Raw genomic sequence first — 14,434 nt, 5'->3', positions numbered from 1 at the left:
TCCTCAGGCCATTCCGAAGTTGTTGTCAAGCAGGTCGAACAGTTCGTCGGCGCTGGCGGAACCGATCGCGTCGGTGTCCGCCGGGCCGGTGTCGGGCGCTGTGCGCCGGGCCCAGGTCCGTACGAGGTCCTGCAGGCGCGCGCCGAGCTCGTCGGCGCCCTGGGCGCGGGGGTCGGCGGAGGTCAGGGCCGCCTCCAGCGCCCGGAGTTCGGCGAGCGCGGGAACGGCCGGTCCGGGACGGGCGCTCAACCCGTCGTACAGGTGGTCGGCGAGGGCGGCGGGGGTGGGATGGTCGAACACCACCGTCGCGGCGACGGGGACGCCGGTCGCGGTGCGCAGCCGGTTACGGAAGGACACGGCGAGCATCGAGTCGAACCCGACGGCGGAGAACGCCTGGTCGGCCGGGACGGCCTGGCGGCCGGTGTGGCCGAGGACCGCGGCCGCGTGGTCGCACACCAGGTCGAGCAGCAGACGGCGTCGCGCGGGTTCGTCCAACGGTTCGAGCCGGCGGGCGAGTTCGGCGGCCGCGTCGTCCTCGTCGTCCCGCGTGGCGTCGCCCGGCGCGGAGGCCGCCTCGGGCAGTTCGCCGAGCAGCCGCAGCGCTCGAGGGTCGGGCACGGCGGCCACGACGCGGTCCCAGCGGACGTCGGCGAGGATCGCGGCGGGTTCGTCGTGGTCCAGCGACTGCTGCAGGGCGGCGAGGAGCGTGTCCGCGTCCAGGGGGCGTTCCACCGCGTCGGATCCGGCGGGCGCGGGTTCCAGGCCGCCGAGGGCGAGGGTGACGCAGCGGCTCCCCCGGTCGCGGCGGTCGCGGGCCAGCGCTTCGAGGGCGGCGTAGGCGCTGGTGGCGGCGCCCCGCCGGGCGGCCCCCCAGACGCCGCTCAGCGGGAACAGCACGGCGAGGGCGACGGAGTCCGGTGCCGGGTGGCCGTCGAGCAGCGCGTCGAGGTCTGCCACCGGGCCGAGGGCGGACCGCAGGGCGACCTCCAGGTCAGCGGAGGTGAGTTCGGCGAGCGAGGCGCCGGGGTCATGGGCGCGGGCGAGGTGGACGGCGACGGTCAGGGGCGCCCCGCCGAGCAGGCCGGCCAGGGCGTCCGGGCCGTGGGACTCCGTCAACTCGGCGCCCAGTTCGACCAGTTCGTCGCGCAGGGCGGCCACAGCCACCTGGTCCGCGCTCCGGTCGTCGGCCAGGACGACCTGGCGGGCGCCGCGCCGGGCCAGCCAGCGGGCGATGTCCGCGCCCAGCACCCCGGTGTCGCCGGTGATCAGGGCGGTGCCTCCGGCCGGCGTCCAGTCGCGGCCCGCCGAGGCGTCGGGGGCCGGGGCACGGACGAGTCGGCGCGCGTGAGCGCCGGTGGGCCGGACGGCGAGGTGGTCCTCCCCGTGGCCGCCCGCGAGGAAGGCGGCGAGGCGGCGCGCCTCGTCGGGGCCGGGGCTCGGCGGCAGGTCGGCGATGCCGCCCCAGCGCCCCGGCTGTTCCAGGCCCACGACCCGGCCGAGCCCCCACAGCTGGGCCCCGCCCGGACGGGTGAGCCGCTCGTCGGGGTGGACGGCGACCGCGCCGCCGGTCACGCACCACAGCGGGGCGTCGATCCCCAGGGTGTCCAGGGCCTTGAGCAGTTCGAGGGTGGCGGCGGTCCCGGCGAGCACCGGGGCCCGTTCCGCCGCCGCACGCTCGTCCAGGGCCAGCAGGGACAGCACGCCGGAGACCGGCCGGGCCGCGTCCGCGACGGCGTCGGCGACGTCCTGCGCGGTCCGGGCCGCGTCGCCCGCGTCGACGGTGACGGTACGGGCCCCCGCGCCGCCGAGCCGCAGCGCGTCCTGGCACGCGCCGACGAGCGGGTCGTCGGTGTGCTGCTTCGGTACGACGAGGAGCCAGTCGCCGTCGAGCGGCGCGGCGGACGGGTCGGCCACCGGCTGCCAGCGGACCCGGTAGCCGAGGGACCGCACGGCGTCCCGGTCGAGCCGGGCGCGACGCCAGCCGGACAGCACCGGAAGCACCTCGCGCAGCGCCGGGGCGAAGCCCTCCGGTGTCGTGTCGGCGTCCGCGCCGAGGGCGGCGGCCAGCCCGGCCGGGTCGCCGCTGTCCACCGCCGCCCAGAAGCGGTCCTGTGCGGCGGTGTCCGCCGCGCCGGCCGCCGGGGCGGTGCGGCCCGGGGTGGGCAGCCAGAACCGGGTCCGCTGGAAGGCGTAGGTGGGCAGGGGGACGGGTCGGGCACCGGGCGCGGCGTGCGCCACGACGTCCGGCCAGACCACCGGGGCTCCGGTGGTCCAGGCCTCGGCGAGCGAGGCGAGGAACCGCGCGGGGTCGCCGTCGTCGCGGCGCAGCGTCCCCACGGTGGTGACGGTCCGGCCCGCCCGTTCGGCGGTTCCCTCGACCCCGGCGGTGAGCACGGGGTGCGGGCTCGCCTCGACGAAGAGGTCGAATCCGGCGTCCAGCAGCCGTTCGGTGGCACGCGCGAACTCGACGGGTTCACGCAGGTTCCGGTACCAGTAGTCCGCCGTCAGCAACGATCCGTCGAGGGGTTCGCCGGTGACCGTGGAGTACAGCGGTGTCCCGCCCGTGCGGGGCGCCACGTCGGCCAGCGCCTCGAGCAGGTCGTCGCGGACCCGGGCCACCTCGGCCGAGTGGGCCGCGTAGTCGACGGGGATGCGCCGCGCCCGTACGCCGTCCCTCTCGCAGGCCGCGAGGAGGTCCGTGAGCACGTCCGGCCGGCCGGCCACCACCACCGTGTCGGGGCCGTTCACGGCGGCCACGCAGACACCGTCGCCGTGGGGTGCCAGCAGGGCGCGGGCCCGGTCCTCGGAGACGGCGAGGGACACCATGCCGCCGGCCCCGGCCAGCGCCACGAGGGCCCGGCTGCGCAGCGCGACGACCTTGGCCCCGTCCTCCAGGGACAACGCCCCCGCCACCACGGCGGCCGCGATCTCCCCCTGGCTGTGCCCGACCACCGCCGACGGCTCCACACCGTACGACCGCCACAGCGCGGCCAGCGACACCATCACCGCCCACAACGCGGGCTGCACCACGTCCACCCGCTCCAACGACGGCGCACCGGACTCGCCCCGCAGCACACCGGTCAACGACCAGTCCACGTACGGCGACAGCGCCCGCTCGCACTGGGCCACCCGCTCCGCGAAGACCGGAGCCGCATCCAGCAGACCCGACCCCATCCCCGCCCACTGCGATCCCTGACCGGGAAAGACGAAGACGGTACGGCCGCCGCCGCGGGCCTGTCCCTCGACGGCCCCGGACGCGGCCGACCGGTCCGCGAGGGCGGCCAGCGCGTCCAGCAGTTCACGGTGGCCGGTGCCGACGACGACGGCCCGGTGCGGGAGGGCGGACCTGGTGGTCGCCAACGCGTGGGCGACGTCGGCCGGCCGCAGTTCGGGTCGGCCGGTGAGGTGGGCGTGCAGCCGCGCGGCCTGTTCGCGCAGGGCCGGCTGCGAGCGGGCGGACAGGAGCCAGGGCAGCGCGGGTGACGCGTGGGTGTCGGGCCGGGCGTCGGTGTCCTGAGCGGCGGTCGGCGGCTCCGGGGGCGCCTCCTCCAGGACCACATGGGCGTTGGTGCCGCTCATGCCGAACGCCGAGACTCCGGCGCGCCGGGGGCGGTCGGGGGCCGTCCAGGGGCGGGCCCGGTCGAGGAGCCGGACGGCGCCGCCGGACCAGTCGACCCGGGAGGTGGGGTCGTCGGCGTGCAGGGTCCTGGGCAGCGTCGCGTGCTCCATGGCCAGAACGGCCTTCATCAGTCCCGCCACGCCCGCCGCGGCCTGGGTGTGGCCGAGGTTGGACTTCAGCGAGCCCAGCCAGAGCGGCCGGTCCGCCGGGCGGCCCTGGCCGTAGGTGGCCAGCAGCGCCTGGGCCTCGACGGGATCGCCGAGGACGGTGCCGGTGCCGTGTGCCTCGACCATGTCGACGTCTGCGGTGGTCAGGCGGGCGTGGGCGAGCGCCTCGCGGATCACCCGCTGCTGGGCGAGGCCGCTCGGGGCGGTGAGGCCGTTGCTGGCGCCGTCCTGGTTGACCGCCGTACCGCGGACCAGGGCGAGCACGGGGTGACCGAGACGCCGGGCGTCGGACAGCCGCTCGACGAGGATCATGCCGGCGCCCTCGCCCCAGCCGGTGCCGTCGGCGCCGTCGGCGAACGAGCGGCAGTGGCCGTCGGGCGAGAGACCGCCCTGTTTGCCGAACTCCACGAACACGTCCGGGGCGGCCATCACGGCGGCGCCGCCGACGAGCGCGAAGGAGCAGTCACCGGCGCGCAGCGCCTGACCGGCCAGGTGCAGGGCGACCAGCGAGGAGGAGCAGGCCGTGTCGAGGGTGACGGCCGGGCCCTCGATGCCGAGCGTGTACGCGATCCGGCCGGACGCCACGCTGGTGACGTTGCCGCTCAGCAGATGTCCTTCGACGCCGTCGGACGACGTGCCCGGTCCGGTGCCGTAGCCCTGGGAGGCCACGCCGACGAAGACGCCGCCCCGGCTGCCGCGGACCGACAGCGGGTCGATCCCGGCACGTTCCAGGACCTCCCAGGACGTCTCCAGGAGGAGCCGCTGCTGCGGGTCCATGGCCAGCGCCTCACGGGGCGAGATCCCGAAGAAGCCGGCGTCGAAGTCGCCCACCCCGTCGAGGAATCCGCCGCCGGAGCTGTAGAAGGTGCCCGGCCGGTCCGGGTCGGGGTCGTACAGGGACTCCAGGTCCCAGCCCCGGTCGGTGGGGAAGGCGCCGATGGCGTCCACCTCGTCGGCCACCAGCCGCCACAGGTCCTCCGGGGCGCGGACGCCCGCGGGGAAGCGGCAGGCCATCGCGACCACGGCGAGCGGGTCGTCGGCGGGATCGGCGGGGTGCGGGGCCGGGGGTGCGGTGGTGTCCGGGCCGTCGGCGGGCCGTGCGGCGCCCGTGAGGCCCTCACGGATGTGCCGGGCGAGGCCGGTCGCCGTGGGATGGTCGAAGAGGCCGGTCACCGGCAGGCGGAAGCCGGTGGCGGTGACGAGCCGGTTGCGCAGTTCGACGGCCGTGATGGAGTCGAAGCCGATGTCGCGCAGCGGGCGTTCGGGGTCGACCCGCCCGGCCGACGCGTGACCGAGGATCGCGGCCGCCTCTGTGGTGATCAGTTCGACGAGGAGCCGGTCGCCCTCCGCGTCGGGGAGGGCCGTGAGCCGGTCGCGCCACCCGCCGGCGTGGTTCTCGGGCAGGGCGGTGTCGGCCGCGGGCCCGCCCTCGGAGGCTTCGGCGGCCCCGGCCGCCCCGGCGGTCCCGGGCAGTGCGCCCAGGAGCCTGCTGGGGCGTCCGGAGGTGAAGACGGGGACGAACCGCCGCCAGTCCACATCGGCGACCACGACCTCGGTGCGGCCCGTGTCCAGCGCCTGGCGGAGTGCGGTCAGCGCCGTTTCGGGCCGCAGGCCGACGAGGCCGTGCCGGCGCAGTCCGGCGCCGGCGTCGCCGTCGGCCATGCCGGTGCCCTCCCAGGGGCCCCACGCGACGGAGAGCGCGGTGCGCCCGCGGGCCCTGCGCCGGGCGGCGAGGGCGTCCAGGTGCGCGTTGGCGGCCGCGTACGCGGCCTGGCCGCCGCTGCCCCAGGTGCCCGCGATGGAGGAGAACAGCACGAAGGCGTCGAGCGGTTCGTCGGCGAGGAGGGCGTCGAGGTGGTCGGCTCCGTCCGCCTTGGCGGCCAGTTCGGCGTGGAGTTGTTCGGGGGTGCACTGTTCGGTGCGGGTGTCGGAGACGGTGCCCGCGGCGTGGAAGACCGCGCGCGGTGTGTCCCCGGCCGCCCGGAGCCGGTCGACGAGCGCGGCCGTCGCGTCCCGGTCGGCGAGGTCGCAGGCGGCCACGGTGACCCGGGCCCCCGCCTGCTCCAGCTCGGCGACGAGCGCCGCCGCGCCGGGGGCGGCCGTTCCCCGCCGGCCGGCCAGCACGAGGTGCCCGGCCCCTTCCCGGGCCAGCCAGCGGGCGACGTGCCCGCCGATACCGCCGGTGCCGCCGGTGACCAGAACGGTCCCCCGGGGGCGCCAGCCGGTGGGGGCCGGTACCGCGCCGGAGGTGACCTGACGGCCGGAGGTGTCATCGTCGCCGGTGTCGGCATCGTCGCTCGTGTCGGCATCGTCGCCGGGGACGACACGGCCGCCGGAGGCCGGGGCGCCCGCCGGAGCGGCTGTCAGCCGTCGGCCGAGCAGGCCGGACGGCCGGACCGCGATCTGGTCCTCACCGGCGAGCCCGTCCGCCGTACCGTCGCCGTGACCGGTGTCGACGCCGTCCACGCCCCCCAGGCACGCGCACAGACCGCGCAGGGCGGCGGGGTCGAGCCGTTCGGGGAGGTCGACCAGGCCGCCCCAGCGGTCGGGGTGTTCCAGGGCGGCGACCCTGCCGAGTCCCCACACCCGGGCCTGGGTGGGCGACGGCGGCGTGTCCTGGCCCGCCGCGACCGCGCCGGACGTCACGCACCACAGCCGGGCGCGGCTGCCGGTGTCGCCGAGGGCCTGGAGCAGGGTCAGGGTGAGGGCGAGCCCCGCGCCGAGCGGCGCGTGGTCCGGGTGCGGGAGGTCGGTCAGGGCCAGCAGGGAGAGCACACCGGTGGTCCCGGCGGGGAGACGTTCGGCCAGTTCCGCGCGTCCGGCGCCGGCGGCGATCCGCACGACGGTCGTCTCGGCGCCGTGCTCCGCGAGGGCTCGTTCGACGGCCGCGGCCGTCTCCGTGAGCGCGGGGTCGTCCGGCACCACGAGGAGCCACGAGCCGGACAACCGGATGCGGGCGGGCAGGGCCAGCGGCTGCCATGCGACGCGGTAGTGGTGCCGGGCGGCGGACGCCTCCTGGTCCCGGCGCGCACGCCAGGCGGACAGCGCGGGCAGTACGTCACCGAGTGGCGCCTGCTCGTCGAGTCCCAGCAGCGAGGCGACCGACGGCGCGTCGGCCGTGCCGACCAGGTCCCAGAAGGCGTCGGAGCCCGTGAGGGCGCCGTCCTCACCCTTCCGCGCGGACGGGCGCGGCCAGAACCGCTCGTGCTGGAACGGGTAGGTGGGCAGGTCGACGTGCCGGGCGGCGGTGCCCTCGTGCCCGGCGCTCCAGTCGACGGGGACCGCACGCACGTGCAAGCGGGCGAGGGCCGCGACGACCGAGGCCGCCTCCGGCCGGCCCTTGGGCAGCAACGGGATCGCCGTCACGCCGGATGCTCCGGGCCCGTCCTCCGGCAGACAGGCCGGCACCAGGGCGGAGAGCACTCCCCCCGGCCCGGCCTCCAGGAACGTCGTCGCGCCCTCGGCCACCAGACTCCGTACGCCGTCCATGAACCGCACCGCGCCGCGCACGTGCCGCACCCAGTACTCCGGGGAGCACAGCTCGGCGGCGGGGGCGAGCTCACCGGTGAGGTTGGAGATCACGGGGATGCGGGGCTCGGCGTACGTCAGGCCCTCGGCCACCTCGCGGAAGGCGTCGAGCATGCCGTCCATCCGGGCGGAGTGGAACGCGTGGCTCACGGTGAGCCGCCGGGTCCGGCGGCCCTGGCGGCGGAACTCCTCGGCCGCGCGCAGGACGGCGTCCTCGTCACCGCTGATCACGGTGGCCGCCGGTCCGTTGACGGCCGCGACACCGGCCGTGCCGTCGGCGGGCTCTCCGAGGAGGCCGAGCACACGGAGCACGTCGTCCTCGCCGGCCTCGACCGCCACCATGGCGCCGCCGTCGGGCAGTTCGTCCATCAGACGGCCGCGGGCGGCCACCAGGGCGCAGGCGTCGGGCAGGTCGAGCACCCCGGCGACGTGCGCGGCGGCGAGTTCGCCGACCGAGTGGCCGATGAGCAGGTCCGGGACGACTCCCCAGTGGTCCAGCAGGCGGAACAGCGCCACCTCCAGCGCGAACAGCGCGGGCTGGGTGTACCGGGTGCGGTGCAGCAGCGCGGCCCGCTCGTCGCCCTCGGCGGCGAACAGGATGTCGCGCAGCGGCAGGCCGAGGTGGGGGGCGAAGTGGGCGAGTACGTCGTCCAGCGCGTCGGCGAACACCGGCTCGTCGCGGTACAGCGCGGCTCCGGCGGCGGCCCGCTGGCTTCCCTGACCGGGGAAGAGCAGCACGGTACGTCCGGGTGCCGCCAGGCCGGTGACCAGCTCCGGGTCGGACGTCCCGGCGGCCAGCGCGCCCAGCGCGCGGCGCGCGGCCGTCTCGTCGCCCCCGGGCACGGCGCCCCGGTGCTCCAGCGCGGCCCGTCCGCGGACGAGCGCCAGGGCCACGTCGGGCAGCGGGGTGCCGGGGCTCGTGTCCAGGTGGGCGAGGAGTCGAGCGGCCTGGGCGCGCAGCGCGGCGGGCGTCCGGGCGGACAGGAGCAGCGGCAGCGTCCGGGCCGGGGACGGTCGCGTCTCCCCCGCGCCGCCGGTCGCGGTCTCTCCGGCCGTGCCGTCCGCCTCGCCCGTGCCCTCCGCGTCGTCCGCGTCGTCCGGGTCGGGCGCCTGTTCCACGATCACGTGGGCGTTGGTTCCGCTGATGCCGAACGAGGAGACGCCGGCGCGGCGCGGGCGTCCGGTCCGGGGCCACGGGGTGGGCTCGCCGAGGAGCCGCAGGCCCGCCGTGTCCCAGTCGATGTGGGTGCTGGGTTCGTCGGCGTGCAGGGTCCGGGGAAGTTCGCCGTGGCCGATGGCGAGCACCATCTTGATGACGCCCGCGACACCGGCGGCGGCCTGGGTGTGGCCGATGTTGGACTTGACCGACCCCAGCCACAGCGGCTCGTCGGCGGTCCGTCCGGCGCCGTACACGGCCTGGAGGGCCTGGGCCTCGATGGGGTCGCCGAGCCGGGTGCCGGTGCCGTGCGCCTCCACGGCGTCGATGTCCTCGGGTGCGACCCGGGCGTCGGTGAGGGCGGCCCGGATGACGCGCTGCTGCGCGGGCCCGCTCGGCGCGGTCAGGCCGTTGCTGGCGCCGTCCTGGTTGACGGCGGTGCCGCCGAGCACCGCGAGCACCCGGTGGCCGCGGCGGCGGGCGTCCGAGAGGCGTTCCAGGAGGAGCATGCCGACGCCCTCGGCCCAGCCCGTGCCGTCGGCGCCGGCCGCGAACGCCTTGCAGCGGCCGTCCGGGGCCAGTCCGCGCTGGCGGCTGAACTCGACGAACAGCTTGGGCGTGGTCATGAGGGTGACACCCCCGGCGAGGGCCTGAGCGCACTCGCCCCGGCGCAGGGCCTGCGCCGCCAGGTGCAGGGTCACCAGCGAGGAGGAGCACGCGGTGTCCACGGTCAGCGCGGGCCCGTCGAGGCCCAGTTCGTACGAGATACGGCCCGACATCACGCTGGCGGTGTTGCCCGTCATGACGTGGCCCTCGGAGACGCCGGGCGCGCCGTCGAGGACGCCGGGGTAGTCCTGGCCGTTGGTGCCGACGAACACGCCGACCGGGCGGCCGCGCAGTGCGGTGGGGTCGATACCGGCGTGTTCGACGGTCTCCCAGCAGGTCTCCAGGAGCAGCCGCTGCTGCGGGTCCATGGCCAGGGCCTCGCGGGGCGAGATCCCGAAGAAGGCGGCGTCGAAGCCGCCGGCGTCGTGAAGGAATCCGCCGCGCCGACTGTAGGTGGTGCCGGGGCGGTCCGGGTCGGGGTCGTAGAGCCGGTCGGTGTCCCAGCCCCGGTCCGCCGGCCAGTCGGCGACGACGTCCCGTCCCTCGGTGAGCAGCTGCCAGAACGCGTCCGGGCCGTGGACGGCGCCGGGGAAGCGGCAGCCGATGCCGATGATGGCGATCGGGTCGTCGTCCACCGCGCTCGTCGCCCCGGGGTGGGCCGGGTCGGCCTCCTCGGTCCGTGGGCCCGACGGGGCGAGTTCGGCGAGGAGATGGGCGGCGAGTGCCTGGGGTGTGGGGTGGTCGAAGAGCAGGGTGGTGGGCAGCCGCAGTCCGGTGGCCGTGCCGAGCCGGTTGCGCAGTTCCACGGCGGTGAGGGAGTCGAAGCCGAGTTCGGCGAAGGCCCGGCCGGGGGCGATGTCGGTGGCCGCGCCGTGGCGCAGCACCGTCGCGGCGTGCGTGCGCACGAGGTCGGTGATGTGACGGGACCGTTCGGCGGCGGGGAGCGCGGCGAGCTGCCCGCGCACCTGCCCGTCCTGCCCTTCCTGCCCTTCCTGCTCGGCGGGTCCGGCCGGTGCCGGGTTCCGCGCGCCGGCGGCTCCGGGCAGGCCGCTCAGCAGCGCCGTGGCGCGCAGCCCGACGGCCTCGCGGAAGCGCTGCCAGTCCACGTCGGCGACGACGCAGAGTTCGTCGTGGTCCGCGAGGGCGGCGGTCATGGCCCGGACGGCGGCCCGGGGCTCCATGGGGGTGATGCCGAGGCGGCGGAGGCGGTCGGCGATCCGGTCGTCGACCATGCCGCCGCCGGCCCAGGCGCCCCAGGCGAGGGAGGTGCCGGGCAGTCCGGCGGCACGGCGTTCGGCGACCAGGGCGTCGAGCGCGGCGTTGGCGGCGGCGTAGTTTCCCTGGCCGGCGCTGCCGAGGACGCCCATGAAGGAGGAGAACACGACGAAGTCGGCGAGGCCGATGCCGTCGGTGACCTCGTGCAGGGTGCGGGCGGCGGTGACCTTGACGCGCATCAGAGTGGCGAGGCGGGCCGGGTCGAGGGCGTCGAGGGTGCCGTCGTCGAGGACCCCGGCGGCGTGGACGACCGTGGTGAGCGGCTCCTCCTCGGGGATCGCGGCGACGACCGCCGTCAGCTGGGCGCGGTCGGCGACGTCGCAGGCGGCGACGGTCACCCGTGCGCCGAGCGCGGTGAGTTCGGCGCGCAGTGCGTCCACGCCGGGGGCGTCGGGTCCGCGGCGGCTGAGCAGCAGCAGGTGGACGGCTCCCCGCTCGGCGAGTTCGCGGGCGACCTGCGCCCCGATCCCGCCGGTGCCGCCGGTGATGAGTACGGTGCCGCTCGGGCTGTGGCGGGCCTCGGCCGGCCGGCCGGGACCGACCGGGAGCAGGCGGCGGCCGTACACGCCGGAGGAGCGCACGGCGACCTGGTCCTCGTCGGTGACGGCGGCGAGGACCGCGCCCAGCCGGTCCGCGGCCCGCTCGTCCAGCACGGCGGGCAGGTCGACGAGGCCGCCCCAGGTGTCGGGCCGTTCCAGGGCGACCGTCCGGCCCAGTCCGGCGACCGCGGCCTGCGCACTCGCTCCCGGCCGCTCGCCGCCTCCCACGGCCGCCAGGGCCCGGGTGGCGCACCACAGCGGGGCGTCCGTGCCGGTGTCGCCGAGGGCCTGGACGAGGGCGAGGGTCAGGGACAGCCCGGCGGGCACGTCGGGCTGGGCGGGGTGCGGGCGCGTCTCCTCGGCCAGCAACGAGAACACGCCGGCCACGGGCTCGGCGCCCGACGCGGCACGCAGGGAGGCCGCGAGGGATTCCCGGTCCTGGTCGGGGGCGGAGACGACGACGGGGACCGGTTCGGCCCCGGCAGCCGTCAGCGCGGCGAGCACATCGGCACCGCTGTCGGCCGCCGGGAGCACGACGAGCCAGCGTCCGGACAGCGACGCCCTCGGCGCGAGCGTCAGCGGACGCCACCCGACACGGTGACGCCAGCCGTCGGCGCGCCGCCCTCGTAACCGTTCGGAGCGCCACGCTGACAGGGCGGGCACGACCTCGCCGACCGCGTCGGGGTCGACCCCCAGGGTGTCGGCGAGGGCCGCGGGTTCCTGGGCCTCGATCTCCCCCCACAGTCCGTCGTCGGCCGAGGCGGCCGGGTCCGACGCCCGCGGGGTCTCCAGCCAGTAGCGGCGGCGCTGGAACGGATAGGTGGGCAGGTCCACGAGGCGGGCACCGGTGCCGGCGAGGGCCGGCTTCCAGTCGACGGGGAGCCCGCGTACGAAGGCTTCGCCGAGCGCGTGGTGCAGGCGCCGCAGCCCGCCCTCGTCGCGCCGGAGCGTACCGAGCACGACGGCCTCGCAGCCCGCCTCGTGGACGGTCTCCTCGATGCCCATGGTGAGCACGGGGTGCGGGCTGACCTCGATGAACCCGGTGTACCCGGACTCGGCGAGGGTGCGGACGGCGGGTGCGAAGCCGACGGTGGCCCGCAGGTTGCGGTACCAGTAGTCGGCGTCCATCCGAGCGGTGTCCAGCCAGCCGCCCTCGACGGTGGAGTACAGCGGCACGTGGGCGGCCGTCGGCCGCAGTCCGGTCAGGGCCTCCAGAAGCGTCTCGCGTATCTCCTCCACATGGGCGGAGTGCGAGGCGTAGTCGACGTCGATGCGCCGGGCCCGTACGCCCTGGGCCTCGCAGTGCGCGAGCAGTTCGGCCAGGGCGTCGGGGTCGCCGGACACCACCCCGGCGGAGGGGGCGTTGACGGCGGCGACCGAGAGTCCGGGGCGGTCGGCGAGCAGGTCGGTCAGGGGGGCGTGCGCGAGGGCCACGGAGACCATGCCGCCGCGTCCGGCCAGCACACCCAGCGCCTGGCTGCGCAGGGCCACGACCCTGGCTCCGTCCTCCAGGGACAGCGCGCCCGCCACCACGGCGGCGGCGATCTCCCCCTGGCTGTGCCCCACGACCGCGTCCGGCACCACGCCGAACGACCGCCACACCTCCGCCAGCGACACCATCACCGCGAAGAGGGCGGGTTGGACCACATCGACCCGGTCCCAGGTCTGCCCCGAGCGCACGGCGTCCAGCAACGACCAGTCCACGAACGGCGCCAGAGCCCGCTCGCACTCCTCCATCCGGGCCGCGAACACCGGCGACTGCGCCAGCAACTCCCCCGCCATACCGGCCCACTGCGAACCCTGACCGGGGAAGACGAACACGACCGGCCCGGTGGCGGATGCCTCGCCCGCCGCCACGTCCGCGCCGGGCTCGCCGCCGGCAAGCGCCGCGAGCCCTTCCTCCCATGCCCGCCGGTCCCCGCCGACCACGGCACGGTGGTCGAACAGCGAACGGGACGTCAGCAAGGAGAAGGCGAGGTCGCGGGCGGCGGGCCCGGCGGTGTCCCGAAGCAGGGGCAGCAGGCGCCGTGCCTGGTCGCGCAGCGCGTCCGGGGTACGGGCGGAGAGCACCAGCGGCAGCGGGGAGGTGTCGGGCTCGGGGGTCGCTTCCGGTTCGGGGGTGGTGGTCGCTTCCCGTTCGGGGGTGGGGGGCGCTTCCTCCAGGACGAGGTGGGCATTGGTGCCACTGATCCCGAACGAGGACACCCCCGCCCGACGCGGACGCCCCGCAACCGGCTCCCACTCCTGCTGCTCGGTCAGCAACTCGACGCCACCCGACGCCCAGTCCACCAACGGCGTCGGCTCATCCACATGCAACGTCTTCGGCAACGCACGCCGCTGCAGCGCCATCACCATCTTGATCACACCAGCCACACCCGCAGCCGCCTGCGCATGCCCGATGTTCGACTTCAACGACCCCAACCACAACGGCCGACCATCCGACCGCTCCCGCCCATACGTCGCCAACAACGCCTGCGCCTCGATCGGATCACCCAACCGAGTCCCCGTCCCATGCGCCTCCACCACATCCACATCAGCAGCACCCACACCCGCCGACGACAACGCCGCCCGAATCACCCGCTCCTGCGCCCGACCACTCGGCGCCGTCAACCCATTACTCGCACCGTCCTGATTGACCGCACTCCCCCGCACCACCGCCAACACCCGATGACCAAGGCGACGCGCATCCGACAACCGCTCCAACACCAGCAGCCCCACCCCCTCCGCCCAACCCGTCCCACCCGCAGACGCAGCGAACGACCGACACCGCCCATCCACCGACAACCCACGCTGCCGCGAAAACTCCACAAACGTCCCCGGCGACGACATCACCGTCACCCCACCCGCCAACGCCAGCGAACACTCCCCCGCCCGCAACGCCGACACCGCCAGATGCACCGCCACCAACGACGACGAACACGCCGTATCCACCGTCACCGCAGGACCCTCAAGCCCCAACGAAAACGCCACCCGACCCGACAGAACGCTGCCGGCGCCGCCGGTCAGCCGCTGGCCGTCCACGCCTCCGGCGGGTATGTGCAGTGCGGGTCCGTAGTCGTGGTACATGATTCCGGCGAAGACGCCGGTGCGGCTGCCCCGCAGCGCATGCGGATCGATACCCGCCCCCTCGACCGCCTCCCACGACGTCTCCAGCAACAACCGCTGCTGCGGATCCATCGCCAACGCCTCACGCGGCGAGATCCCGAAGAACTCCGCATCGAACTCCGCCGCATCATGCAAGAACCCGCCATGCCGCGTGTACGACGTCCCCGGCCGATCCGGATCCGGATCGAACAACCCCTCCACATCCCAACCCCGGTCCACCGGAAACCCCGACACACCGTCCCGACCCTCAACCACCAACTCCCACAACCCCGCAGGCGACACCACCCCACCCGGCAACCGACACGCCATCCCCACCACCGCCACCGCCTCCCCCACACCCGCCTGGAGTTGCCGGTTCTCGCGGCGCAGCCGGGCGGTTTCCTTGAGGGCGTCCCTGAGCGCCTCCACGACGGTCGTGTCGGAGGAAGCGGACGAAGAA

Annotated in this window: 1 protein-coding gene; it reads right to left on the bottom strand. The window is 76.0% G+C overall.

What is annotated here, in order from left to right; translation table 11 throughout:
* Nucleotides 1–3: 3 nt before the first annotated feature.
* Nucleotides 4–14,403: a type I polyketide synthase gene (locus tag SCAB_RS40115; RefSeq protein WP_013005777.1), complete on the bottom strand. Its 14,400-nt coding sequence runs from the start codon at nucleotides 14,401–14,403 to the stop codon at nucleotides 4–6.
* Between the last annotated feature and the right edge of the window lie 31 nt (nucleotides 14,404–14,434).

Source organism: Streptomyces scabiei 87.22, assembly GCF_000091305.1.
Taxonomy (GTDB): domain Bacteria; phylum Actinomycetota; class Actinomycetes; order Streptomycetales; family Streptomycetaceae; genus Streptomyces; species Streptomyces scabiei.
The sequence above is the reverse complement of the archived record's forward strand: the minus strand, read 5'-3'. Positions and strand labels throughout refer to the sequence as shown.